20 protein-coding genes and 1 pseudogene are annotated in these 25,402 nt (G+C 69.9%); 12 read left to right on the top strand and 9 right to left on the bottom strand.

Translation table 11 applies throughout. The annotated features are described in order from the left end of the window. Positions 1 to 600 precede the first annotated feature (600 nt). Positions 601 to 1,230 carry a malonic semialdehyde reductase gene (locus J2Z30_RS06980; protein ID WP_044579697.1) on the bottom strand — a complete coding sequence of 210 codons (630 nt, stop codon included), beginning with the start codon at positions 1,228 to 1,230 and terminating at the stop codon, positions 601 to 603. Between the two features lie 208 nt (positions 1,231 to 1,438). On the opposite strand from J2Z30_RS06980, the gene J2Z30_RS06975 reads away from it, so the two are divergent. Then, on the top strand, positions 1,439 to 2,413 hold the full coding sequence (locus J2Z30_RS06975; protein WP_044579695.1) for a zinc-dependent alcohol dehydrogenase: 975 nt from the start codon (positions 1,439 to 1,441) through the stop codon (positions 2,411 to 2,413). 46 nt (positions 2,414 to 2,459) lie between these two features. Here the strand turns inward: J2Z30_RS06975 and J2Z30_RS06970 are convergent, their stop codons facing one another. The 3 genes from J2Z30_RS06970 to J2Z30_RS06960 form a co-directional block, all read right to left on the bottom strand. Continuing rightward, a complete protein-coding gene (locus J2Z30_RS06970; protein ID WP_044579693.1) occupies positions 2,460 to 4,901 on the bottom strand; it encodes an Orn/Lys/Arg family decarboxylase in 2,442 nt (813 codons plus the stop codon). Between the two features lie 131 nt (positions 4,902 to 5,032). Further along, complete coding sequence (locus J2Z30_RS06965) at positions 5,033 to 6,640, bottom strand: NHL repeat protein (protein WP_044579691.1); 1,608 nt, start codon at positions 6,638 to 6,640, stop codon at positions 5,033 to 5,035. 35 nt (positions 6,641 to 6,675) lie between these two features. Beyond that, positions 6,676 to 8,499 (bottom strand): flavin-containing monooxygenase, encoded by a 1,824-nt coding sequence (locus J2Z30_RS06960; protein WP_044579689.1) that lies wholly within the window; start codon positions 8,497 to 8,499, stop codon positions 6,676 to 6,678. Positions 8,500 to 8,713: 214 nt separating this feature from the next. Between J2Z30_RS06960 and J2Z30_RS06955 the strand changes: the two genes are divergently transcribed. The 5 genes from J2Z30_RS06955 to J2Z30_RS06935 all read left to right on the top strand — a co-directional run bounded on the left by J2Z30_RS06955 (position 8,714) and on the right by J2Z30_RS06935 (position 13,512). Continuing rightward, positions 8,714 to 9,295, top strand: a complete 582-nt coding sequence (locus J2Z30_RS06955; RefSeq protein WP_044579687.1) for a TetR/AcrR family transcriptional regulator — start codon at positions 8,714 to 8,716, stop codon at positions 9,293 to 9,295. Between the two features lie 135 nt (positions 9,296 to 9,430). Continuing rightward, entirely contained in the window at positions 9,431 to 10,159 is a 729-nt protein-coding gene (locus J2Z30_RS06950) for a succinate dehydrogenase (protein ID WP_078957427.1), read from the top strand. 2 nt (positions 10,160 to 10,161) lie between these two features. Next, positions 10,162 to 12,129, top strand: coding sequence for a fumarate reductase/succinate dehydrogenase flavoprotein subunit (locus J2Z30_RS06945; RefSeq protein ID WP_044579685.1), 1,968 nt, complete (start codon positions 10,162 to 10,164; stop codon positions 12,127 to 12,129). After that, a complete protein-coding gene (locus tag J2Z30_RS06940; RefSeq protein ID WP_044579683.1) occupies positions 12,126 to 12,872 on the top strand; it encodes a succinate dehydrogenase/fumarate reductase iron-sulfur subunit in 747 nt (248 codons plus the stop codon). Before J2Z30_RS06945 ends, J2Z30_RS06940 begins: the two co-directional genes overlap by 4 nt. A gap of 166 nt (positions 12,873 to 13,038) precedes the next feature. Then, positions 13,039 to 13,512 (top strand): SRPBCC domain-containing protein, encoded by a 474-nt coding sequence (locus tag J2Z30_RS06935; RefSeq protein WP_044579682.1) that lies wholly within the window; start codon positions 13,039 to 13,041, stop codon positions 13,510 to 13,512. A gap of 54 nt (positions 13,513 to 13,566) precedes the next feature. Here J2Z30_RS06935 and J2Z30_RS06930 read toward each other — a convergent pair whose 3' ends face one another. Continuing rightward, the gene (locus J2Z30_RS06930; protein WP_044579681.1) at positions 13,567 to 14,079 is read right to left on the bottom strand and encodes a MarR family winged helix-turn-helix transcriptional regulator; all 513 of its coding nucleotides are present in this window, start codon (positions 14,077 to 14,079) and stop codon (positions 13,567 to 13,569) included. A gap of 145 nt (positions 14,080 to 14,224) precedes the next feature. Here J2Z30_RS06930 and J2Z30_RS06925 point away from each other — a divergent pair, with 145 nt between their 5' ends. Then, positions 14,225 to 15,436, top strand: a complete 1,212-nt coding sequence (locus tag J2Z30_RS06925) for an FAD-dependent monooxygenase (RefSeq protein ID WP_044579678.1) — start codon at positions 14,225 to 14,227, stop codon at positions 15,434 to 15,436. Positions 15,437 to 15,455: 19 nt separating this feature from the next. Here J2Z30_RS06925 and J2Z30_RS06920 read toward each other — a convergent pair. After that, positions 15,456 to 16,517 (bottom strand): annotated as a pseudogene (locus J2Z30_RS06920) (pectate lyase family protein); the annotation flags it as partial. 413 nt (positions 16,518 to 16,930) lie between these two features. Between J2Z30_RS06920 and J2Z30_RS06915 the strand changes: the two are divergent. Both J2Z30_RS06915 and J2Z30_RS06910 read left to right on the top strand, forming a co-directional pair. Beyond that, complete coding sequence (locus tag J2Z30_RS06915) at positions 16,931 to 18,490, top strand: glycoside hydrolase family 43 protein (protein WP_063791148.1); 1,560 nt, start codon at positions 16,931 to 16,933, stop codon at positions 18,488 to 18,490. A 105-nt stretch (positions 18,491 to 18,595) separates the two neighbouring features. Continuing rightward, a complete protein-coding gene (locus J2Z30_RS06910) occupies positions 18,596 to 18,991 on the top strand; it encodes a hypothetical protein (protein ID WP_044579673.1) in 396 nt (131 codons plus the stop codon). Between the two features lie 40 nt (positions 18,992 to 19,031). On the opposite strand, the gene J2Z30_RS06905 is transcribed toward J2Z30_RS06910, so the two are convergent. Beyond that, positions 19,032 to 19,886: a hypothetical protein gene (locus J2Z30_RS06905; RefSeq protein WP_107073425.1), complete on the bottom strand. Its 855-nt coding sequence runs from the start codon at positions 19,884 to 19,886 to the stop codon at positions 19,032 to 19,034. Positions 19,887 to 19,922: 36 nt separating this feature from the next. Then, a complete protein-coding gene (locus J2Z30_RS06900) occupies positions 19,923 to 20,822 on the bottom strand; it encodes a LysR family transcriptional regulator (protein WP_044579671.1) in 900 nt (299 codons plus the stop codon). A 70-nt stretch (positions 20,823 to 20,892) separates the two neighbouring features. Here J2Z30_RS06900 and J2Z30_RS06895 point away from each other — a divergent pair, with 70 nt between their 5' ends. After that, complete coding sequence (locus tag J2Z30_RS06895) at positions 20,893 to 21,210, top strand: hypothetical protein (RefSeq protein ID WP_044579669.1); 318 nt, start codon at positions 20,893 to 20,895, stop codon at positions 21,208 to 21,210. Continuing rightward, on the top strand, positions 21,207 to 21,953 hold the full coding sequence (locus J2Z30_RS06890; protein ID WP_044579668.1) for an SDR family NAD(P)-dependent oxidoreductase: 747 nt from the start codon (positions 21,207 to 21,209) through the stop codon (positions 21,951 to 21,953). Before J2Z30_RS06895 ends, J2Z30_RS06890 begins: the two co-directional genes overlap by 4 nt. Before the next feature lie 167 nt (positions 21,954 to 22,120). Here the strand turns inward: J2Z30_RS06890 and J2Z30_RS06885 are convergent, their stop codons facing one another. Further along, positions 22,121 to 22,858 (bottom strand): class I SAM-dependent methyltransferase, encoded by a 738-nt coding sequence (locus J2Z30_RS06885; protein ID WP_044582384.1) that lies wholly within the window; start codon positions 22,856 to 22,858, stop codon positions 22,121 to 22,123. A gap of 138 nt (positions 22,859 to 22,996) precedes the next feature. On the opposite strand from J2Z30_RS06885, the gene J2Z30_RS06880 reads away from it, so the two are divergent. After that, the gene (locus J2Z30_RS06880; RefSeq protein WP_044579667.1) at positions 22,997 to 25,396 is read left to right on the top strand and encodes a beta-L-arabinofuranosidase domain-containing protein; all 2,400 of its coding nucleotides are present in this window, start codon (positions 22,997 to 22,999) and stop codon (positions 25,394 to 25,396) included. The last annotated feature ends 6 nt before the right edge of the window (positions 25,397 to 25,402 follow it).

Raw genomic sequence — 25,402 nt, 5'->3', positions numbered from 1 at the left:
CCGCGCGGCCACTCATGGGGCGTGCCCGCGCGAAAGCGCATGACGAGCAGGCAGAACTCCTCAGTGGCACAGGTGCGTTGTCCACCCTTGATGCCCGTGGCCTACCGCCAGGGGGAGAGAAATGGATGGGGGAAAGACACGAGCCGGCCGGAGTCTTGTGTTTCAACAGCATGCAAACAGCGTGTGGTGGCTGCGACATGCACCGAGTAGGGGCGACATGCACCGGGTAGGGGGCACTCTCGGGTCCTATGCGTAGGTCCCGGCGCGCCGCGATGTCAAGCGAATGAGTTATATATCACGAAACGATCACGCCGCGCTTTTCGGCCGATGCTACGTGGCCCTCGTCGCCGTGGGAAGGCACCGTACGGGCGGTGCGGACGAGGGGGTGGGGGTCTCCGATTGGGCCGAAAGTCGACGGTGCTTGATGGGTTCCGCGTACGAGGCCCGGCGTACCGCCGCTGGGCGCGACCGACACATGCGACGGGTTCCCCGCCCGGCGCGAAGGCCCCGGCGAAGGCCCGTCGCGAAGGGGGATCAGGCCACCGCGGGTGTAGTGGCCTGATCCCATGGAGGTGGGTGCCTCACATCACTCCGCTGAGGTCAGACCAGCTGTACCGCCTGCTCGTACGAGGGGCGCGGAAGCCGGTCCCGGAAGGCTTCGGGGCTCGGGTGGCCGATGTTGACCAGCAGGAGCGACCGCCACCGGCCATCGGGGAAGAACTCCTTGTCCACCGCCTCGGCGTTGAATCCCTTCATCGGCCCGGCGGCGAGCCCCGCCGCGCGGACGGCCAGCACGAAGTAGCCTGCCTGGAGTACCGCGTTGAAGTCCATGTGGGTCTCGCGCAGTTCCTGGTTGGCCTCCAGCATCTGCTGTAACTGCGGGTTGGACGGAGCGAGGAACGGCACATACTCCGGGTAACGGGTGTCCGCGGCCAGCACCGCGGTGACCGGGGCCGACGCGGTCTGCTCCTGATTGGGCTGCGCCACCCCGGGCAGCAGCCGCTGCTTTCCTTCCTCGGTGCGTACGAACAGAATGCGCAGCGGATTGATATTCGCCGACGTCGGGGCCCATTTGAACAGTTCGTAGATGGCCCGCAGACGGTCGTCGCCCACCGGCTTGTCGCTGAAGTCATAGGCCGTCTTGGCCTCGGTGAAGAGAAGTTTCCGACCCTCGGGGGATAGTGCGTACAGGGCCTGATCGATATCGGGGGCCAGGGTGCTGTCCGACATGGCCGTTCCAACTCCTAACTCAGGTAAGTCGATTGCGCCCACAGCGTACGCGTACGAGGTGTGCGGTGGCCGGGGACTCGGTCAGGTGGGCCGGTGGCGTGGGCGGGTGGTGCGGGACAGGTGGTGTGGTCTACCGCCGCGCGGATCATGTGTGGCACGCTCTTGGCATGATGCCGACGGCGCGTCCCATCGGAAAGCAGGCGTTCCCTTGAGGGCCGCCGTGCTGACCGAGCCCGGCGCGCTGTCCGTGGTGTCCGCCCCGGAGCCATCCTGCGGCCCGGGGGATGTGCTGATCCGTATGCGGGGCACGGGGCTGTGCGGCTCCGATCTCGCGGTGCACGCGGGACGCCGGCGGCCGCCGAGCCTGCCCTGGGTGCTGGGCCACGAGGGGACGGGGCGGATCGTCGAGCTGGGCCGTGAGGTCAGCGGTCTGCAGGTCGGCCAGGACGTGGTCATCGAACCGGACTACTGCTGTCTGACCTGCGAACCCTGCCGCGCCGGGCGCACGTCGGCCTGTGCGGGCCGGGCCGCCGTAGGACTGACCGTCCCCGGTCTGCTGAGTGACTACGTGGTCGCTCCGGCCACGTTCGTATGGCCGGTCGCCCCGCATCTGCCCCTCGAGGACCTGGTCTGTGTGGAACCCGCGACGGTGGCACGGGCGGCGATGCGGCGCTCGGGGATCGCACCGGGGCAGAGCTGCCTGGTGATCGGGGCCGGTTCCCAGGGTCTGCTGCTGTGCCAGGCGCTGGTCGACCATGGTGTGACGGTGTTCGTCCAGGAGCCCAACGAGGCCCGGCGCGACCGCGCGTGCTCCCTCGGCGCGACGCCCCTGCCGACGGACGTGGCCGGGCTCCCCTGTCTCTTCGAGACCTCAGGAGCCCCCGGCGTGGTCGAGCAGGGACTACGGCGGCTCGCCAAACACGGCACCGCCGTACTGATCGGGATGAACACCGCCCCGCTCGGGGTCTCGCCGCGCGATCTGGTGGCGGGGCAGATCACCCTCATCGGCAGCATGATCTACGACCATCCGGTGGACTTCGCACAGACCGTCAGTGCCCTGGAGTCCCGGACCCCACCCCGGCTCGGCGCGGTGGTCAGCGACGGTTACCCCCTCGACGACGTCCAGGAGGCATTCACCGCGGCGTACACCGCGTCGGGAAAGGTGTGGGTCGACCTGTCCTGAGGCGTCCGAGCGGCCGCCGACCTGGAGACAGGCGCGGCCGCCGAATTCAGGGGTGCTCCACCGGGGCTGCGGCCGGAGCCGTGGCCGGAGCCGGGACAGCGAGCTCGCGCGCATCGCCCAAGGCCGCTCTGGGAGCCTCCTCGCCCTGGGACAGACACTCGATCAGGTAGTCGCCGGTTTCCGGGTCGAGGGTCACGCCATGGGTCTCGCTCCGGAATCCGGGAAAGCGCCGGTCGAACGTCTCCAACGCGGTCAGATAGCGCAGCAGTGGACCGTCGGGCGTGCCGATGCCCTCACCGGGCATCAGCACCGGGATACCGGGTGGTGTGACGGTGACCATGGCCGCGGCCACCCGTCCCGCCGCCTCGGAAAGCCGCACCCGCTCGGTGCCGCCGCGGATGAGTCGCTGGTAGCAGAGCTGTGGTGGGACGACCGGCTCCGGCAGCTCCTGAAAGGCGGTGTCCAGCAGCTGGACCAGGCTCACCTCACGCAGCTGGTCGTGCATCTCCTGGCACAGCTCACGCAGGGTCCGGCGGGTGTAACGGCCGGGATACGCGGCGACCAGTCCGGGCAGGACGCGGTCCAGCGGTGCGTCCTCGTCGTAGAGGGCCTTGAAGTCCATCAGGGCGTCCAGCAGGGTCCCCCATTTGCCCTTGGTGATGCCCATGGAGAACAGGACCAGGGTGGTGTAGCTGTCCGTCTTCTCGACCACCACGTGCCGAGTCGCCAGATAGGAGGTGAGGACCCGGGCGGGGATGCCCCAATCGGCCATCCGTCCGCTCGCGTCGATCCCCGGGCAGGTCACGGTGACCTTGAGCGGATCGAGCATGCAGTAGCCCTGGCTGAGCCCCGGGAAACCGTGCCACTCGGCGTCCGGTTCCAGCTCCCAGCACGAGGGGTCCGTGCGTAGCAGCTCGGCCGGGGCCTCGTCGAAGGGCAGCCGCTCACCGCCGGCCGGATCGGTCACGGTCTCCGGCTGCCAGATCCCGAAGAACCAGCTGGGGCGGTCCCCGGCGGCCCTGATACGGCGCCCGATCCGCACCACCGACTGGCGGAAGCGGACCGCCTCGGCCACCGCCTCGTCGATCAGCCAGCGGCCCTGTGGCCCGTCCATCATCGCGGTGGCCACATCCAGGGAGGCGATCATCGGATACAGCGGCGAGGTGGTGCCGTGCATCATGAACGCCTCGTTGAACCGGTCGTGTTCCACCGGGGCCCGGGGCGCGGGCCTGATGTGCACCATGGCGCTCTGCGAGAGCGCGGCCAGCAGCTTATGGGTGGACTGGGTGGCGAAGACGGTGGGCCGGTCGGGCCCGGGGAAGGTGTCGGGCCCCACCGACATGCCGTAGCGCCCGGCGTAGAGGGGGTGGAAACGGGCGTAGGCGAACCATGCCTCGTCGAAGTGGACGCGTGGGGTGCTGGCCGCGAGCCCTCGGGCGGCCTGCATGGCGTCGTAACACAGCCCGTCGTAGGTGGAGTTGGTGAAGACCGCGTACTGGGCCTCGGCGGAGAGCGCGCCGCGCGTCAGCGGGTTTCCCGCGATCCGGGCGGCCACCGTGGCCGCCCGGATCTCATCCGGGGGCAGCGGCCCGGACAGTCCGTAGCCATTGCGGGTGGGGATCAGATAGACCGGCCGGGCGCCGGAGACGACCAGACCGTGCAGCACCGACTTGTGGCAGTTCCGGTCCACCAGCGCGATCTCGTCCCGGGTGACGCTGAAGTGGCCGACCAGGCGGTCACAGGTGGAGTCGCCGTGGAGGACGAAGTAGGTGAGGTCGGCGCCGAAGACCCGGGCGGCGTTCCGCTCCGCGTCGCCGATCGGGCCCGTGTGCTCGAACAGCGAACCGAGCGGCTCGACCGAGATCGACAAGTCGCTGCGGAAGAGCCGCTCTCCGAAGTAGTCGTGGAAGGCCCGGCCCACCGGTGACTTCAGAAAGGCGACCCCACCGGAGTGGGCCGGGGTGTGCCATGAGTACTCATGCGTATCGTCGAAGCGGCGCAGCGCCTTGAAGAACGGCGGCAGAACGGCCTCGCGGTAGGCGCGGGCGGCGCTGGAGATCCGCCCCGCGATGAAGCCGGCGGTGTCCTCCGTGGGCCAGACATAGCCGACCACGGTCTCCGACACCCACAGCGGCAGTTCTTCAAGGCTCTCGTCGGCCGCGATCAGGAAGACCGGCAGGTTCTGGAACCGCCGGCCGACCTGGCGCAGCACCGCGGCGCCGCCCAAGTCGCCATCCGGTTCGTCGCGCGGTGGGCCGCCCGGTTCACCGTCCGCGCCGCCGCACGAGTCGAGTCCCCAGTCCACCAGCGCGGCGGCCAGACCGGCCTCGGTGCGCAACACCGTCCGGGCGTCGGCGCCGGTGTCGGCCCATCGCACCGCGAACCCGCCGGCTTCCAACTCCTTGCGGATCCTGCGCAGCTGCTCGGCTCCGACCGTGTCGTCCCCGGGGTGCTCCCGCACCGCGAACAGAATCGTGTCGCCCGCCATATCCCCCTCCTCGGCGTGCCTCCCCTGTCCGTCCAGTGTTCAGGAACAGACCAGCACATGGGGGCATGTACCTGGAAGGTCACACGAAGGAGGGAAAACCATCTGGAATGGGATCCTGGAGCCGCGGCGGCTCATTCGGCAGGCGCTTCCAGACGCAGCACACTCCCCTCCCCGTTGGCCGATACGAGGAGGGCCCCGTCCGGTGCGACGGCGAGCCCGGCGAACTGGCGCGGGCGGCCGGGGACTCCGGGAATCGGCTCGGGTTCGGTGCGGGTGATCCCGGGCGGCAGGCCGACCGCCAGGTCCTCCGCGTCGGTCCTGCTCTCGCCCGTGGCCAGCGAGATCGCCCGCAGCCGCCGGTGCGCGACCTCCACCGTGAACAGCTCGTCGCCGCGCACGGCCAGGCCCTGCGGTTCGCCGAGCCCGTCCGCGACGACCACCGCCTCGCCGTCCTCCAGCCGGAGCACCGCGCCGCGCCGGTCGTCGCTGACATAGCAGCGCCCTCGGCCGTCGAAGGCGACGTCCAAAGGGTGGTCGAGTCCCTCGGCGAGCACGCTGACCGTGTCGGTGTCGTCGATGCGCAGGATGCGGCCGACGCCGGTCTCGGCGACCACGAGGGAGCCGTCCGGTGCGACGGCGATCCCGGTGGGCTGATCCAGCCCGGTCGCACGCACCCGCATGGTCCTGTCCACGGGGTCGTGGGTGCGCACATCGCCGAGTTGTGAGGTGAGGTGCAGCAGGCCGTCGTCGGCGGTGACGTTGTGCACGGCGTACATCAGCTCATGGGTGACGACACCGGGCTCCCGCCCGTCGTGGCCGGTGGCATCCGGGCCCGCCAGCCGGAAGTGGTCGGCCGCGTACACCGTGCCACCGAGGTCGACCGTGATGCCGAAGGGCCCGTCGAACCCCTGCGGGACCACCACCCGGGTCCGGCCGTCCGTGTGCACCTCCGCGATCCCGCCACTGGCGAAGCTGGACACGAACATCCGGTTCTCGTGGTCGAACGCGGCGTTGTCCAGCCCCACGACGCCGGTGGCGACGACCGACCGGGCCCCGGTGTTCAGATCGATACGGGTCACCACCCCGGCCCTGCCACGGGACAGGACAACGAGGACGCCGCCCCGGTCGAACCGCACCGCGACCGGGTCGTCCACCTCCCCGGCCACCAGCTCGGGCACCCCGCCGTCGGGCGGGATCCGCCAGACCTGGTTGCGCATCATCTGCGGGTAGTACAGACAGCCGTCCGGGCCGAGTTGCATCGCGTTGCCCAGGGCCAGTCCGTCGGTCAGCACCGTCGGGTCGCCACCGCCCGGAAACAGCTCCATCAGGCGGCCGTTCATCTTCATCTCGTTGACGAAGAGACGGTCGCCGACGCAGGTGATGCCGTTCGGCACCGACACCTGGTCGGAGACGAGCGTGTACTCGCCCCCGGAGTCGCGCCGCCACACCCGGCCGGGGGTCAGATCGGCGATGTACATCGAGCCGTCCGCCCCGAAGGCAAGGTCGTCCGGCGCCTCCACCGGGCCGTCGAGCGGCACCACCACCTCGATGTCACCCGAGGCCGGGTCCACGGCGCTGATCTGCCCGGCGAGGAACTGCGCCACGTACAGCCGCCCGTCGGGGCCGAAGGTGACACCATTGGAACCCCACAGCCGGTTCGCCCGGGTGAGTCGTCGCACCTCCATACGATCGCTCGTGACCTGCGTACGGCCGGTGTCGTCGAACCGGCTGGGGTGCATCGCCTCTCCTTCCGTATAAGTGGCAAACATCGGTGTCAGGGGACCAGGACGTCGTCCATGCCGCCGTCCGCGCGCCAGTGCCTGAGCAGTTCGTGGAAGGCGATCGGCCCGTCGCCGAAGGACTCGCTGCGCTCCCTCGGCATGCCCTCGTTGTTGTAGTAGCCGGGAGTGCACTCGGCATGGAAGGCGTACAGGTCCGCCGCCTTCTCACGGATCGTGGCGCGCCACGCCGCCTCGGCCTCGGCGGTCGGCTCGACATACCGGGCCCCGCGCTTACGCGCCTCGGCGAGCACCTCGGCGACATGAATGGCCTGCTCATCGAGGATGTGCACATAGTTGACCGAGCTGGCGTTCTGCAGCGGGCCGAGCTGGAAGAGGTTGGGGAAGCCGTGGCTGTAGAAGCCGTGCAGTGTCTTCGGGCCGCCGCTCCAGGCTTCGGTCAGGGTGATACCGCCCCGGCCGTGCACCGGGAGGAGTCCGGAGGTGATTCCGGAGACGCCGACCTCGAAGCCGGTGGCGAAGACGACGCAGTCGACCTCGTACTCGACCCCGCCGACCACGACGGCCTTCTCGGTGACGCGCTCGACGCCCCCGTGGTCGGCCGTGTCCACCAGCGTGACATTGGGCCGGTTGAAGGTGTCCAGATAGGTGTCGCTGAACGTGGGGCGCTTGCACATATAGCGGTACCAGGGCTTGAGGGCCTCGGCCGTCGCCGTGTTCTCGACGATGGAGTCCACTCGGTCGCGGATTCCGTTCATCTTCTGGAAGTCGGCGAGCTCGTAGCGGCGTTCGCGCTCCCTGGGCGGGAGATCCGCGTAGCTGTCGGTCGGGATGAGCTTCTGCTGCAGCCGGGCGGTGCTCGTCCAGCCGTCGTCCACCAGGTCCTCGTCCACCTGACCACCGGTGACGACGGCGAGGAAGTTGTCCCTGCGGCGCCACTGCCAGCCGGGCGTGAGCGACGCGGCCCAGCCCTCGTCGGTGGGGCGGTTGCCTCGCACATCGACCGAGGACGGCGTGCGCTGGAACACATACAGCCGCTCGGCGTCGCGCCCCAGATGTGGCACGGCCTGGATGGCGGTCGCGCCGGTGCCGATGAGGGCCACGCGCTTGTCGGCCAGTTTGCGCAGACCGCCGCTCGCGTCGCCGCCGGTGTAGTCGTAGTCCCAGCGGCTCGTGTGGAACGTATGCCCCTGGAAGGTCTCGATCCCGGGGATGCCGGGGAGTTTCGCCCGGCTGAGTGTTCCGCTGGAGATGACCACATAGCGCGCCCGGACGCGGTCGTCCCGGTCGGTGTGCACGGTCCACTCCAACTCGGCGTCGTCCCAGTGGAGTTCGGTCACCTGGGTCTGGAAGCAGACATCGCGGTAGAGGTCGAAGTGGCGCCCGATCGCCCGTGCGTGCTGTCTGATCTCCTCGCCGGGTGCGTAGCGCCACCGTGGTACGTAGCCGACCTCCTCGAGCAGGGGCATATAGACGTAGGACTCGATGTCGCACTGGACACCCGGATAGCGGTTCCAGTACCAGGTCCCGCCGAAGTCCCCGCCCTGCTCGATCACGCGGATCTCCCGCACACCGGCCTGCCGCAGCCGCGCACCGGCGAGCAGACCACCGAATCCGCCCCCGATGACCAGCACCTCGACCCGGTCGCGCAGCGGCTCCCGGGTGAACCCCGGCTCCACATACGGGTCCTGGGCGTACGAGCCGAACTCCCCGGCGATGCGCCGGTATTGCTTGTTGCCGTCGGGGCGGATCCGGCGGTCGCGCTCGGCCCGGTACTTCGTCCGCAGGGTGTCCGGGTCGAATCCCAGCTCCTGGGTGTCCATGGAGGTGGTGGCGGGCGGGCGTTGGGGGGTGGGCATAGGGAGTCCTCGGGCCTCTGCGTCGGAAGGTGTGCGGGGCTCGGATGCCGTCCGGGGTGGCGTTGACCGGTGGCTGTTCGGTCGGCGACCGACCAGCCACGGCTGACCGGCCGGCGGCTGATCGGCGGCGCGGGCTCAGCCTCACAGAAACATTCCCACTGTGCAAGATTGCCCAACGGGAAAGAATCGACCTTCTCCCGTATGCTCATCGGCGATGACTACCGGCCTGCGTGAGCGCAAGAAGGCGGCGACCCGCCAGTCACTGCACGACGCCGCCGTGCTCCTCGCCGCCGAGCACGGCGTCGAGAGCCTCACGGTGGAGGCCATCGCCGATGCCGCCACCGTCTCCCGGCGCACCTTCTCCAACTACTTCGCCAGCAAGGAGCAGGCGCTGCTGCACCACGACCGGGCGCGTACGATCCGGCTGGTCGAGCTCATCCGCGCCCGCCCGGCGCGGGAATCCCTGATGGCGGCGGTCATCGGCGCCGCCGAGCAGCACTCCACCGAGTTCGCGGCCGACCCGGAGCAGGAGGAGCGCTACCGGACCCTGCGCCTGCACCCGGCGCTGCTGCCCGAGCTGGTCGCCACCTACGCCGCCGCCGAACGCGATCTCGCCGTGGCCGCCGAGGAGCGCCTGCCCGCCGGACCGGACACGCCCCTGCGGGCCCAGGTCCTCGCCGCGACCCTCCTCGCCGCCTTCCGCGTCGTCGGGCAGACGGCTCTCGAACGCCGCGAGCGCGACGTCGTGGACCTCCTCCGCCAGGCGCTCGCCATCACGCGCGAGGGCTTCTGCTGACCGGTTTTCCCTGGCCGCGCGGACGACAAAGTCAAGCGTGGCCGGATCCGAGCGGCCCTCGATAGGCATTGCCTATCGAGATGATCAGAATCATATCTTGGCCCTTTTGACCCACCCGGTTCTAACGTCGTGTTCATGGCATTGACAACGCGGCCGGAGCAGCGTCCGACGCGGGCGGAGCGGCGGCCGTCCATGGCGCTCAATTTCTGGCAATCGACCCTCGGCAAGAAGATCGTCATGGGCGCGACCGGTCTGATCATGATCGGCTACCTCTGCGCCCACCTGCTCGGGAACATGAAGATCTTCTTCGGTCCCGGGGAATTCAACGCCTACGGACACTGGCTGCGTGTCATGGGAGCCCCCGTTCTGCACCATGAGTGGGGCCTGTGGATCGCCCGGATCGTCCTCCTGGCCGCGGTGGTCCTGCACGCCGTGTCCGCCTACCAGCTGAGCCGGCGCGACATCAAGGCTCGCCCGCAGAAGTACGTCCACACCAAGCCACGGATGAGCTATGCCACCCGGACCATGCGCTGGGGCGGGGTGATCCTGGGCCTGTTCATCGTCTGGCACGTTCTGGACCTCACCACCGGCACCACACACTCCGGCGGATTCCAGGAGGGCCATCCGTACCAGAACGTGGTGGACACCTTCTCCACCTGGTACGGGAACGTCATCTACATCGTGGCGATGCTGGCCATGGGCATGCACGTCCGGCACGGCTTCTGGAGCGCCGCGCAGACCCTCGGCGCGGGCAACCACACCCGTGACCGCGCCCTCAAGGCCATCGCCAACGCCCTGGCCATCGTTCTCACCGCCGGGTTCATCTCCATACCCGTCGGTGTCATGACCGGAGTGGTGAGCTGACCATGACCTCGTACAGCGAGTACAGCGAATACACCGAGTACACCGTCGGCGAGCCGATCCAGGACGAGCAGGCCCCCTCCGGGCCGGTCAACGAGCGCTGGGACACCCGCCGCTTCGAGGCCAAGCTGGTCAACCCCGCCAACCGCCGCAAGCACACCATCATCGTGGTCGGCACCGGGCTGGCCGGTGGCGCCGCCGGCGCCACCCTGGCCGAGCAGGGCTACCACGTGGTCCAGTTCTGCTACCAGGACTCACCGCGCCGGGCCCACTCCATCGCCGCCCAGGGCGGGATCAACGCGGCGAAGAACTACCGCAACGACGGCGACTCGATCCACCGGCTGTTCTACGACACCGTCAAAGGCGGTGACTTCCGCGCCCGCGAGTCCAATGTCCACCGCCTGGCGCAGATCTCGGTGGAGATCATCGACCAGTGCGTGGCCCAGGGCGTGCCCTTCGCCCGCGAGTACGGCGGTCTGCTGGACACCCGCTCCTTCGGCGGTGTGCAGGTCTCCCGCACCTTCTACGCCCGCGGCCAGACCGGCCAGCAGCTGCTGCTCGGCGCCTACCAGGCGCTGTCCCGCCAGATCGCGGCGGGCAATGTGGAGATGCACGCCCGCACCGAGATGCTGGACCTGATCGTGGTCGACGGGCGGGCGCGTGGCATCGTCGCCCGCGATCTGGTGACCGGCCGGATCTCCACGTACTTCGCCGACGCGGTGGTGCTGGCCAGCGGCGGCTACGGCAACGTCTTCTACCTGTCGACGAACGCCATGAACTCCAACGCGACCGCCGTCTGGCGGGCGCACCGGCGCGGCGCGTACTTCGCCAACCCCTGCTTCACCCAGATCCACCCGACCTGCATCCCGCGCTCCGGGGACCACCAGTCCAAGCTGACCCTGATGAGCGAGTCGCTGCGCAACGACGGCCGGATCTGGGTGCCCAAGGCGAAGGGCGACACCCGTCCGCCCGCCGAGATCCCCGAGGACGAGCGCGACTACTACCTGGAGCGGATCTATCCGTCGTTCGGCAATCTGGTGCCGCGCGACATCGCCTCCCGCGCCGCGAAGAACGTCTGCGACGAGGGCCGTGGCGTAGGCCCCGGTGGCCAGGGCGTCTATCTGGACTTCGCCGACGCCATCGCCCGGATGGGGCGCAAGGCGGTCGAGGAGAAGTACGGCAACCTCTTCGACATGTACGAGCGGATCACGGCGGAGAACCCGTACGAGGTCCCGATGCGCATCTACCCCGCGATCCACTACACGATGGGCGGGCTGTGGGTCGACTACGACCTGCAGACCACCGTGCCGGGGCTGTTCGCGATCGGCGAGGCCAACTTCTCCGACCACGGCGCCAACCGGCTCGGCGCCTCCGCGCTGATGCAGGGCCTGGCCGATGGCTACTTCGTCCTGCCGTCGACCATCAACGACTACCTGGCCCGCAATCCGCACAAGGACGAGGTCGACGCCTCGCACCCGGCGGCCGTCGAGGCCGTGCGGGAGACCGAGGACCGACTGGCCAGGCTGCTGACCGTGGACGGCGACCGCACCCCCGACTCCTTCCACCGTGAGATCGGCGAGCTGGTCTGGGAGTTCTGCGGTATGGCCCGCACCGACGAGGGGCTGCGCAAGGCGCTGGACCGCATCCCGCAGATCCGTGAGGAGTTCTGGCGGCGGCTCAAGGTGCCGGGCACCGGCGAGGAGTTCAACCAGTCGCTGGAGAAGGCCAACCGGGTCGTGGACTATCTGGAGCTGGCCGAGCTGATGTGCCTGGACGCCCTGCACCGGGCCGAGTCCTGCGGCGGCCACTTCCGCGAGGAGTCCCAGACCCCCGACGGTGAGGCGGCCCGCGGGGACGAGGAGTTCTCCTACGCCGCGGCCTGGGAGTTCACCGACACCGGCGCCGCTCCCGTGCTCCACAAGGAGCAGCTGACCTTCACTTACGTCCACCCCACTCAGCGGAGCTACGCATGAAGCTCACCCTGCGCGTCTGGCGCCAGAAGAACCCCGACGCCCCCGGCGCCATGGCCACCTACGAGCTGGACGGCGTCTCCCAGGACATGTCCTTCCTGGAGATGCTCGACGTCCTCAACGAGGAGCTCATCGTCAAGGGCGATGAGCCGGTGGCCTTCGACCACGACTGCCGTGAGGGCATCTGCGGTGCGTGCAGCCTGGTGATCAACGGTGACGCCCACGGTCCGGAGCGCACCACCACCTGCCAGCTCCACATGCGGTCCTTCCAGGACGGCGACACCATCGACATCGAGCCGTGGCGCGCCTCCGCCTTCCCGGTCATCAAGGACCTGGTGGTGGACCGCTCCGCGTTCGACCGGGTGATCCAGGCCGGTGGCTACATCACCGCCCCGACCGGGGCCGCGCCGGAGGCACACGCCACTCCGGTGCCCAAGGCGGACGCGGACTTCGCGTTCGAGCACGCCGAGTGCATCGGCTGCGGTGCCTGCGTGGCGGCCTGCCCCAACGGCGCGGCGATGCTGTTCACCTCGGCCAAGGTCAACCATCTCAATGTGCTGCCCCAGGGCTCTCCGGAGCGGGAGACCCGGGTGCTGGACATGGTGGCCCAGATGGACGCCGAGGGCTTCGGCGGCTGCACCCTCACCGGTGAGTGCGCCACGGCCTGCCCCAAGGGCATCCCGCTGTTCTCCATCACCGCGATGAACAAGGAGTGGCTGCGGGCGACCCGCAAGGTCAAGCGCTGACCCCACTCCCCCAGGACGGCACCCCTCGACAACGCTCCGTGGATGGGGTGTCCCGGCGGCGGAGGTCTTTCCGGACGCCAGACCTCCGCCGCCACCCGCACATCCGGGGCGGTGGCTCCGGTGCCATCGGATCACATACCCGCCACCGGGCCGCTAGGTTGAGCGCATGTACACCATGCGACTCACCCGGCGGGTGAACGCTCCGCGCTCCGCCGTCTACCGGGCGCTCCTCGACGCGAGCGCCGTCGCGGCCTGGCGGGTGCCCGAGGGCATGACCAGCCGGGTGCATGAGTTCGACCCCCGCGAAGGGGGCGTCTTCCGTATCTCCCTCGTCTACGACGACCCTGCGAGCACCGGCAAGTCGGGCGGCCATACGGACACCTACCAGGGCCGCTTCACCCGGCTGGTGCCGGATGAGCAGGTGGTCGAGGTGCTCGAGTTCGAGACCGCGGACCCTGCCCTGCGCTCCACGATGACGATGACGACCACGCTCACCGACGCGGAGGGCGGCGGCACCGACGTCCACCTCCTGCACGAGGGGATCCCCGACGCCGTACCGGCCGCCGACAACGAGCTGGGGCAGCGCATGGCCCTGGACAAGCTGGCCGAGCTCGTCGAGACGGGCGGGGCGCCTCGCTGAGCGGCCAGGCGGCTGCCACCGGACCCTGATCCCGGACGGCCGATCGGTGTCCGCTCAGCCGGCCCGGTCGTCGTCGAAGGAGTTCAGGTGGGCGGTGAGGTCGTCGACGAAGCGCGCGAGCAGGCGGCCGAAGACCTCGCGGTCGTGTGGGGTCCAGGCGGCGAGGGCGTCGCTGAACCATCCGAGGACGGTCCGCATATAACGCTCGGTGGCGGCCGCTCCCTCGGCGGTCGGCTCGATGAGCCGGGCGCGCTGATCGTCCGGATCGGTGACCCGGCGGACCAGCCCCCGCCGCGCCAACTCGTTGATCTGCCGGGTGACATGGGGCCCGACCACCTGCATCCGCGCGGCGATCTCCCCCACGCGCAGTGGGGTGCCCGCCACATGCAGGGCGACCAGCACCGACATCGCGGGGCGGTCCACGGATACGCCGGCGGCCTCCATGGCGCGCTCGGTCACCCGGCCCCGGTTCACGGCGCCGCTGAGCTGCGTCAGACGGGGCAGCATGGCCAGCAGGTCGTGCTCGCCGTCGCCGCCCTGCCCGGCCTCCGGTCCTTCGGCGGTCATGCCCGGCCTCCACATCTACCTAACTTAGGTATATAGTCTTCCTCGTCGACCCCGCACCTCCGGGGCTCTTCACGCCATAAAAAAGGATACCTGAGTTAGGTATGCGACCGGGCCCTCCCCGCGGGAGGGCCGGAGAGGAACGCCCATGGGCACCATGAACATCACGCCGCGGCGAACGGTCCTGGTCTCCGGCGCCAGCATCGCCGGTCCCGCGCTGGCCTACTGGCTCCGCCGTTACGGCTTCGCGGTCACCCTCGTCGAGAAGGCGGCCGCACTGCGCGGTGGCGGCTACCCCATCGACATCCGCGGCACCGCGATCGAGGTCGCCCGGCGGATGGGGGTGCTCCCCCGGCTCCGGGACGCCCACGTCGGCATGCACCGGATCACCTTCCTCGACGAGCAAGGCGATCCGGTAGGCGCCGTCCCGCCCGAGGCCATCTCCGGTGGCGAGGAAGGCCATGACCTCGAAATCCCGCGCGGAGAGCTGGCCGAGATCCTCTACGGCGCCATCCACGACGACGTCGAGATCCTCTTCAACGACTCCATCGCCACCCTCCACGACCACGACGGCGGGGTCGACGTGACCTTCCGCGGCGGCGCCCGGCGCACCTTCGACGTGGTCATCGGCGCCGATGGCATCCACTCGCACACCAGGAGCCTGGCCTTCGGCCCCGAGGAGGGCTACCACCGCTACCTCGACCACTGCTTCGCCGGATTCACCATGCCCAACCACCTGGGGCTCGCGCACGAGGGGCTCACCTGGAACGTCCCGGGCCGGACCGCCGTCCTCTACGCGCCCCGCGACGACGACCGGGTCCACGCCTTCCTCACCTTCCTGCACCCCGAACCGTCCTTCGACGCCTTCCACGACCCCGCCGCCCAGCGCGACCTTGTGGCCGAGGTGTTCTCCGGATACGGATGGGAGGTCCCACGCATGGTCGCCGCCATGCGCGACAGCGACGACCTCTTCTTCGACGTGGTCAGCCAGATCCACATGCCACGGTGGTCCACGGGCCGGGTCGCCCTGATCGGCGACGCCGCCTACGCGCCGTCGTTCTTCTCCGGTCAGGGCTCGAGTCTGGCGCTGGTCGGCGCGTACGTCCTCGCCGGTGAACTGGCCGCACACGCCCACCACGACGACGCCTTCGAGGGGTACGAGCGCACCCTGAGGTCGTTCGCCGAGCGGAACCAGGCCCTCGCAGGCGATGGAAACGCCGGCGTCTCCCCTCGCACCGCCGAGGAACTGGCCCAGCGCAACAAGGCGCTGCGTGAGCCGTCCGCCGTGCTCAGCAGCGGCGGCCGGGACGTGCATTCGGCGCTGGCCCTCCCCGGCTACGACGGCTCCGACGCCCCGTGAGGACGGCGCCGCGTCAGCCGGTGGCGCCGATGGCCGACGCGGGGCCCGAGCCGGTGCTCACGATGGACGGCACCCGGTCGGCGGGGTCGAGGGAGTAGGAGTAGTACGCCTTCGGGTCGAACGCGGTGCCACCGCTCTCGTTGCGGCCGGAGGTGTTGGCGAAGACGTTGCCGCGCTGGACCAGGGTGGCGGTGCCGTCCTTGATGACGGGGTTCTTGAAGCCCTGGAAGTAGCTGTTCTCCAGCACCATCCTGGTGTTCCCCCGGGCGTAGTTGCCGTAGGAGGAGTTGATGTCCGTGCCGGGGTCGTCCTGCAGGTAGTTGTTGTACAGATGTGCGTGGGCGATGTTGTCGGCGGACGGGTTGCGCTGCTCGCTCTCGCGGAACCAGTTGTGGTGGATCGTGATGTCGGCCGTGGTGTTCTCCGTCCAGCCGATCCCGAAGCTCTTGTTGTTCTGCTGCAGCCGGTTCCAGGACACCGTGAGGAAGGTGGTGTCCTTACGGCTGTCGATCAGCCCGTCGGCCATATGCCGCAGATCGTTGTGATCGATCCACACATGGTGGGCGCCGTCCATCTGGATGGCGTCCCAGTCGTGCTCCTTGTCGTTCCACGTGCCCTCGTAGGAATCACGGATCGTCAGATTCCTGAGGATGACGTTGTGCACGCCCTGGCCCAGGAAGAAGCCACCGCCCACGATCTGGCCCGACGTGCCCGAGCCCACGATCGTCTTGTCCGAGGCGACCTTGATCTCCTTGCCCTTGGGATCCATGGTGATCGCCGCGGCCACGACGATGACATAGGGCTCGGGCGCGGTCGCGTACTTCTCGAGGTCGGCGAGCGTACGCACGGTGACCGTACGGCCGTCCCGGCCCCCGTACGTACCGTTCTGCCCCAGCGCGTCGACCGACGCGAAACCGTCGGCGGCATCGGCTTTCCAGGACGCGGCGGCCGGTCCCCGCCCGCCCTCGGCGAACGCCCCCTGCCCCGGCAGGGCGACCGCACCGGCCAAGGCCAGAGCTCCGACGGCCACCCCGAGCACACGACGCCTGCCGCGCACCACCCCTCGACGTTCGGCTTCCATGGCCCCTCACTCCCACTGCTCGACGACTCCTGCCGTGCGACTGTCGCCACCGCGCACCAGGAGGTTGCCGGGTCGGGCCAGGAGGTTACCGGGGCGGGCCAATCGTCCGGTGGCGGATTCTCACCCCGTCTTGCCCAGGCCACGACGCGCTGACAGACTCCGGCAGCAAGCGCTTACCGACGGACGCACCACACCCATGAGTCGCCCCGGAGGGAACAGTGAGCGGACACGGTCGCAGGCAGGTGTTACGGACCGGCCTCGGCGCGGTCGCCGGATCGACGGTGCTCGGCGCCATCGGCGGCGCCGCCCCGGCTTCGGCAACACCACGGCCCGGCGGGCCACTTGAGGCAGGTGGCGCGGTGCCGCGAGGCGAGCCGGAGCCGGCCCGGACGGACCTGCCGTGGGTGGCCGACCTGGGCGACGGCCGCTATCAGAACCCGGTGCTCAACGCCGACTGGTCCGACCCCGACGCGATCCGGGTGGGCCCGTACTTCTATCTGGTGGCCTCCACCTTCAACCGCGTTCCCGGACTGCCCGTGCTGCGGTCGGTCGACCTGGTCAACTGGACCGTCATCGGACACGCCCTGACCGAGTTGTCGCCCAAGGACCACTTCGGCGAGCCCAGGCATGGCGAAGGGGTGTGGGCCCCGGCCCTGCGCCATCACGACGGCAAGTTCTGGATCTTCTACCCCGATCCCGACTTCGGGATCTTCATGGTGACCGCCACCGACCCGCGAGGACCGTGGAGCACACCGTGTCCGGTCAAACCGGGCAAGGGGCTGATCGACCCGTGTCCGCTGTGGGACGACGACGGGCAGGCGTATCTGGTCCACGCATGGGCGAAGAGCCGCAGCGGCGTCAACAACCGGCTCACCCTGCACCGCATGAGCCCGGACGGGACCGCTCTGCTCGACGAGGGCCGGATCGTGATCAACGGCGATGACCTCCCCGGCTACACCACGCTGGAGGGGCCGAAGCTCTACAAGCGGGACGGCTGGTACTGGATCTTCGCTCCGGCCGGAGGCGTCACCAATGGCTGGCAGTCGGCGTTCCGCTCCCGCTCCATCCGGGGCCCGTACGAGGACCGCATCGTGCTCGCCCAGGGCGACACCCCCGTCAACGGGCCGCACCAGGGCGCATGGGTGACCACCGAGAGCGGCGAGGACTGGTTCCTGCACTTCCAGGACCGCGGGGCCTACGGACGGGTGGTGCACCTCCAGCCGATGCGGTGGCGCGCGGACGGCTGGCCGGTGATGGGCACCGACGACGGCAGCGGCCGGGGCGCTCCGGTGCTGGTGCACACCAAGCCGGGGGTGAACGGGCGGACGGAGGTGACCGCGCCGGCCACCAGCGACGACTTCACCGGGGCGGAGCTGGGGAAGCAGTGGATGTGGCAGGCGAACGCCGATCCGGCGTGGTGGTCGCTGCGCCGCTTCCCGAGCCGGCTCGCGCTGGCCTGCCGTCCGAGCCCGGTCGCCCATGACCTCCGGTCGCTGCCCAATGTGCTGGGCCAGCGGCTGCCCGCCGAGTCGTTCACCGCGACGACTTCGCTGAAACTGTCCACCGCGACGGCGGGGTCCCGGGCCGGGCTGGTGGTCCTGGGCGAGACCTATGCCTGGGTGGGCCTGCGCCACGACGGTGACCGGATCGTCCTCGTATGCCGCACCGCGGCCCAGGACGCCGCCGAGGTGGACGCCATCACGCCGGTGCCGCTGCCGAGGGGGCGCTCGGGCGTACGGCTCCGGGTGAGTGTGCGGCCGGGTGCAGTGTGCCAGTTCGCGGCCGACGTGGCCGGGCGGGGGTTCACGCCGCTCTGGGCGCCGTTCCCGGCGACGGCGGGCAAGTGGATCGGGGCCACCCTGGGGCTCTTCGCCACCGGTCCGGCGACGGGCGGCACGGGTGATGTGACGACCGGGGGCACGGGCGATGTGGCGGAGTTCGACTGGTTCCGAGTGGGTCCGTTTTCCTCGTAGATGGCCGCTGACGGGCGCTTCGGGACCAGTCCCCGCGGATTGTGGTGCCCTGTCTGCCGGAAGGGGCGCCCAGGAGGGCGCCCCACGGAAGCCGGGAGGAACACCATGCACCAGCGCCTCGCCGCCACGGCGGCCATGTCCGCGGCCCTCGTCGCCGTACTGGCCAGTGCGCCCACCGCGTCGGCCGAGCCCAGTCCACCCAACTGCCCTTCAGGGAACGTCTGCGTGTTCGACAGCAACGTGGGCACCGACGGTCCGGCCGTGATCAAGACGACTGGCAACTGGCGGGGCTCCCACCAGACCGGCATCGTCGGCAGCACCATCTTCAACAACGGCACCCGTCAGCCGGGCCACGACCACATCCAGGCCACCTGGGTCTTCAACGGACGGACGTACGACAGGTGCCTCCACTTCAACCCCGGACCCGGCGACTACAAGTTGATCATCGGTGACCACGCCACCATCACCAGCCTCACCTGGCGCGGTGAATGCGATTTCTGAGCGGGCCGACTTCCCCTGCCCAGCCGGGCAGGGGAAGCGCTCAGAGGCCGTAGCGGCTCTTCAGGTGGCGCCAGAAGTCACGGAGCATCCACTTATCGAACTCCGTGATCTGCGTGGCGCTGCCCGCCTTCATGAGGAAGCAGCACTGGCCGGTCGGGGTCCAGTCGTAGAAGTCGTCGAGGCCGAAGGTGTGGCCGACTTCATGCAGGTAGATGTGGATGTTCTCCTGGTTCAGCGCACCGGTGAAGTACTCCTGTCCCACGCGCTGGCCCCAGTCCCCGCCGGCCCCGCCCTGGAAACCCTTCGTCAGCCACAGCGACTGGTCGTAGTGGTGCGCCGCACCGCCGGGGCAGCGCGAGTAGTTGCCGTCCTGGTGGAAGAAGCGGCCGCAGTCGGGGGAACACTGAGGGGCGCCGCCGCCGTCGAGGTTTCCGGCGTAGATGTCGACCGAGTTGTCGGTCCACTGGAGCGTCGAGCGGTTCTTCACCGCCCAGCCGACGATGTTGACCGGGACGTTGGTGTACGGCCAGGCGTTGTGGCCCTTGCCGTTCTCCACCATCGCCGCCATCCACTTGGCGAACTGCTTCTTCAGCGCGGCGTGGATCTGGTCGCGCAGCGCGGCGCTGACCGGGGCGTCGGACTCCCAGCGGACGCAGTAGTTGACACTTCCCCTGTTGGCCATGACCTGGTCCCAGCCGTAGTTGCGGAAACCGTAGAGGTCCGGATAGGTCGACTCGACGTGGTTCCACACCTCGCCCAGCGGCTGTACGAGGTTCGCGGGCGGGTTCCAGTCGTCGGCGACCCGCGACGGGGCGGCCGTCGCGACACCGGGCGCGGCGACCAGCGCGGCCAAGGCGGCCAGCACGGTGGCCAGGCGCGCGAGGAATGAGCGCACTGTGAACTCCCTTGCGTAGCTGACAGGTTGTCAGCCTCAGGTCGCCGCCACGGCCGCATCGGTTGCCGCCGTGTTCGGCCCCCGGGGAGTATCGGAACGGATCTGAGCGGTGAGCGCGGCGGCCACGAACGACGCGACCAGCGGCCGCCGGTCCTGCTCGTTCCAGGCGAGCACGAGGCGGCTGGGCGGCGCGTCGGTCACCGGGACGCAGACCAGGCCGTCCGGGACCGGTTCGACCAGCGAACGGGGCAGCACCCCGATCATCCGGCTCACCGTGATCATGTGGAGCATCTGGACCACGTCGGCGACCTCGGGACCGGTGCCGTCGCCTCCGGGGACCCCTTTCCAGCGCGGCAGCGTCTCGCCCTCCAGATCGGCCAGGCGTACCGCCGGGCGCCCGGCCAGCCGGTGCCCTGACGGGACGATGACCACGCGGTCCTCGGTGTACAGCGTCTCGTGGGCCAGGCCGTCGAGATCGTCGAACGGCGCGTAGAGCAGGCCGACGTCGGCCCGGCCGTCGCGCAGGAAGTCGGAGCGGTCGGCGGGGCCGCTGAACAGGATGTCCACCCGGCGCGCGTCGGGCTGGTGGGCGTACCCGGCCAGGATCCCGGACAGCAGACCGGCATCGCCACCGGGCTTGATCACGAGCCGCAGATGGGCCTGGGCGTCCCCGGCGCGCCGGGCGTTCCGGACGGCGGCGCCGACCGCGTTGAGGGCATGCCGCCCGTGCTCCCGCAACGCCTCCCCGGCCGGGGTGAGCTCGACGCGCCGGCTGGAGCGGAGGAACAGCGGGACACCGAGCCGGGTCTCGATCCGCCGGATCGCCTTCGACAGCGCCGGCTGGGCGATCGAGAGCCGGACGGCGGCCCGGCCGAAGTGCAGTTCGTCGGCGACCGCCAGGAAGTACTCGAGCTCTCGGGTCTCCAGTTCGATCATGCCTCCAGGTTATCGCCGGATTCCGAACCGGTCTTGGACACCATCGGCGTACACCCCCAAGAATCGAGGCATGATCTACCACACGATGATCGTCTCCTTCGATCAGCCGCCGCACGAAACCGAACTCGACCAATACCTCACGGACATCGAACGGGTCATGCTCGACTCCGGTCTCGTACGGTCGGTGGTGACCCGGCGCCACCTTCCCATCCCCGGCGAGGAGGCCATTCCGGCGCTGATCGCGACCGCGATCGTGCAAGTGGCCGTGGCCGACACCGAGGCGCTGGCGAAGGCGTTCACCGCGCCCGGTATGCACGAGGTCATCGAGCACTGGCAGTCGCGGCACCCCTACAAGGTCGCCTGGGCCAACCACGAGCCGCTGGTATGAGCGGCATGTCCCGGAAGGTGGGTCTGGTCACCGGCGCCGGAAGTGGGATCGGCCGCGCGACGGCGCTTGAGTTCGCCCGGTCCGGCGCCGCGGTCGCCGTGCTCGACATCGACGAGAGCACGGCGGCCGAGACCACCGAGATGATCAGGAAGGACGGCGGGGAAGCGCTGTCGGTCCGCGTCGACATCGCCGACGAACACTCCGTGCGGGCGGCCGTCGAGCGCACGCTCGCGGCCTACGGTGGACTCGATTTCGCCGTGAACAACGCCGGTCTGGCCTCACATCACCGGCAGCTCGACCGGATGCCCCTGGACGAGTTCGAGCGCGTGGTCCACGTCAACCTGGCCGGCACCTTCCTGTGCATGAAATACGAGCTGCCCCTGCTCGAAGGCGGCGGCGCGATCGTCAACATCGCCTCCAACGGCGGCCTGTACGCGATCCCGACCGCTCCCGCCTACGTGGCCGCCAAGCACGGCATCGTCGGGCTCACCAAGGTCGCCGCCGTCGACTACGCGCCGCGCGACATCCGGGTCAACGCGGTCTGCCCCGGCCCGACCCGCACTCCCGGGCTCGAGAGGGTGGCGGCCGGCACCGACATGCTCGCCGTGCAGGAGGCGATCACGCCGCTCGGCCGACTGGCCACCCCTCAGGAGGCCGCGGCCGCCGCGGTCTGGCTCTGCTCGGACGCCGCGTCCTACGTCACCGGGATCGCGCTGTCGGTCGACGGCGGGCGGCGGGCGTAGGAGTCGTCGCGGTCGAGGAGCACATGGCCACCGAGGCGTTCCCGCATATCGCGCACGGCCAGGACGTCCGGCCGGACGACGACACGGCCTGGACGTCGTGCCGCGCAACGGCTCACACACGGCCTGGACGTCGCGCCGGGCAACGGCCCCGTGGACGTGCGGCCCGCTCACACCGGCCGGGTGGCCACCACCAACCGGCAGCGCGGACTGCCGTCCACCCGGCGGCCGAGGTCCTCCAGTGCCCGCAGCTCGACCTCGAACCCGGCCCCGATCAGCTCCTTCCGCACATCCCCGAGCCGGAAGGTCCGGTAGTACATCACAAAGGACGGCCGCCACACCGCGTTGCGCACCCGCATCGCGGTGTCGAACGCCAGGAGCGACCAGTAGGGCCGGGACCCCGGGCGGGCCGGTGCCACGATCGGGAAGGCGAACCGGCCGCTCGGGCGGAGCACGGAGCGGACCTGGGCGAAGAGGCCGGGCCGCTCGCGCGGCAGGAAGTGGCCGAACGCCCCGAAGCTCACCGCCAGGTCGAAGACCGGCCCGAACGGGAGGGCGCGCGCGTCGGCGCGTACCCAGTCCGTGCGCGGGGCGTCCGGCACCGCCCGCGCACGAGCCCGGCCCACAGCCAGCATGCCCGCGCTGAAGTCGACGCCGGTGATCCGCTCCCGGCACACCTGGCGCAGCACGCCCATGCCCGCGCCGGTTCCGCAGCATACGTCGAGGCCGCTGCCGAAGGGCCCGAGCGGGCGCAGGGCGCCGGTCACCGAGTCCAGCACCGAGGCCGATGTCCGGTACGCGGTGTGGTCGAACTTCGGGGACAGCAGGTCGTAGCCGCGCTCGACGGAGGACAGTGCCTGGACGACGAGTTCACGGAAGGTGGGGCCCTGGCCCTGAGGTGCGGACATCGCGTTCAGCATAGAGCCCACCGGGGCAGGGCGGCCTGTCGAACTTATGGACAGCGAGCCGGTGGCGTGCTGTGATGCGCGACAACGATGTCAGGCACCACCCGTCTTCCTCGGCACTCCACCGACAGGAGCCGCACGATGCCCCTCGACCGACGTCGCTTCCTCCGCACCGGCGCCCTCACCCTCGGCGCCCCCGCGCTCGCCGGGCACCTGGCCACGGACGCCGTGGCATCCCCGGCCAAGCGGCCAAGGGCCCCGCTGCCCGACGCCTTCGACCGGCTCCCGTCCGGGAGCATCACCCCGCGTGGCTGGCTGGCCGAGCAGCTGCGCATCCAACTCCACGGCCTCTGCGGCCGCTACGAGGAGCGCTCGCACTACCTCGACGTCAACGCCACCGGGTGGACCCACCCGGACCGGGACGGCTGGGAGGAGGTGCCGTACTGGCTGCGTGGCTATGTCCCGCTGGCCGTGGCCACCCGTGACCGGACGGCGCTCGCGAACTCCCGTAAGTGGATCGACGCCATCCTCGCCACCCAGCAGAGCGACGGCTTCTTCGGACCGCGCTCCCTGCGGACAAAGCTGAACGGCGGCCCCGACTTCTGGCCGTTCCTCCCCCTCCTCATGGCCCTGCGCACCCATGAGGAATTCACCGGCGACCAGCGCATCGTCCCCTTCCTCACCCGCTTCCTGCGGTTCATGAACGCGCAGGGCGCGGGCGCCTTCGACTCCGCTTGGGTCTCCTACCGCTGGGGCGACGGAATCGACACCGCGATATGGCTCCACCGCCGCACCGGTGAGGCGTTCCTCCTCGACCTCGTCCAGAAGATGCATACGTACGGCGCCGATTGGGTCGACAACATCCCGACCCCGCACAACGTCAATATCGCCCAGGGCTTCCGCGAGCCCGCCCAGTACGCCCAGCTGACCGGCTCCGCCGAGCTCGGACAGGCGACCTACCGCGCCTATGCGTCGGTGCTCGGCGCGTACGGCCAGTTCCCGGGCGGTGGCTTCGCCGGGGACGAGAACTACCGCCCGGGTTTCGCCGACCCCCGGCAGGGCTTCGAGACCTGCGGCATCGTCGAGTTCATGGCCAGCCATGAGCTGCTGACCCGGATCACCGGCGACCCGGTATGGGCGGACCGCTGCGAAGACCTGGCGTTCAACATGCTGCCCGCCGCACTCGATCCCCAGGGCACCGGCACCCACTACATCACCAGCGCCAACAGCGTCGACCTGAACAACGCGGTGAAGTCCCAGGGACAGTTCCAGAACGGCTTCGCGATGCAGTCGTACCAGCCGGGCGTCGACCAGTACCGCTGCTGTCCGCACAACTACGGCATGGGCTGGCCGTACTTCAGCGAGGAGCTGTGGCTGGCCACGCCCGACAAGGGGCTCGCCGCCTCCATGTACGCCGCATGCGAGGTGACCGCAAAAGTGGCCGGTGGCACCACGGTCACCGTCACCGAGGACACCGACTATCCGTTCGACGAGACCATCACCCTCACGCTGTCCACCCGCGAGAAGGTGGCCTTCCCGCTCCATCTGCGGGTCCCCGGCTGGTGTGAGAACCCCCGGATCGAGGTCAACGGCCGGGCGGTGGCCGGGCGCGGCGGTCCGGCCTTCGTCAAGGTCGACCGGAGCTGGACGGACGGCGATGTGGTGACGATCCGCCTGCCGCAGCGCACCGCCCTGCGGACCTGGTCCGCGCAGCACGGCGCGGTCAGCGTCGACCACGGCCCGCTGACGTACTCCCTGCGCATCGGCGAGGACTTCGTGCGCTACGCCGGAACCGACACCTTCCCCGAGTACGAAGTGCACGCCACCACGCCATGGAACTACGGCCTCGCCCCCGGCGCCCTCCCCGTCCTCGCCCGCGACGACGGTCCGCTCGCCGCCAACCCCTTCACCCACGAGGGCACCCCGGTCCGCATGGCCGCCCAGGCGCGCCGTATCCCCGAGTGGGTCTCCGACGACGAGCAGGTGGTCACCCCGCTGCAGCAGAGCCCGGCCCGTACCGACGCACCGGCCGAGACGGTCACCCTCATTCCCATGGGCGCCGCCCGGCTGCGCGTCACCTGCTTTCCGACGGCCTCGCCGGACGGCCGGGCGTGGACCCCGGAGCCGCCCTTCCGCCGACTGCTCAACAAGCACAGCGGCAAGGTGCTGGCGGTCGACGGGATGTCCACGGCCAACAGCGCCCGCGTGGTGCAGTTCGACAACACACCGACGGGCGACCACGCCTGGCAGTGGATCGACCGGGGCGACGGCTGGTTCCTGATCCGCAACGGCCACAGCGGCAAGGTCCTGGGCGTGGACCGGATGTCCACCGCCAACAGCGCCATCGTCGTCCAGTACGAGGACAACGGCACGGCCGATCACCTCTGGCGGAAGGTGGACAACGGCGACGGCTGGTTCCGCGTCCGCAACAAGAACAGCCAGAAGGTGCTGGGGGTCGACGGCATGTCCACGGCCAACAGCGCCCAGGTGGTGCAGTACGAGGACAACGGAACCGATGACCATCTGTGGCGGCTGGTGTGATCCGGC

It is taken from the genome of Streptomyces iranensis (assembly GCF_017874715.1).
GTDB lineage: Bacteria > Actinomycetota > Actinomycetes > Streptomycetales > Streptomycetaceae > Streptomyces > Streptomyces iranensis.
The sequence above is the reverse complement of the archived record's forward strand: the minus strand, read 5'-3'. Positions and strand labels throughout refer to the sequence as shown.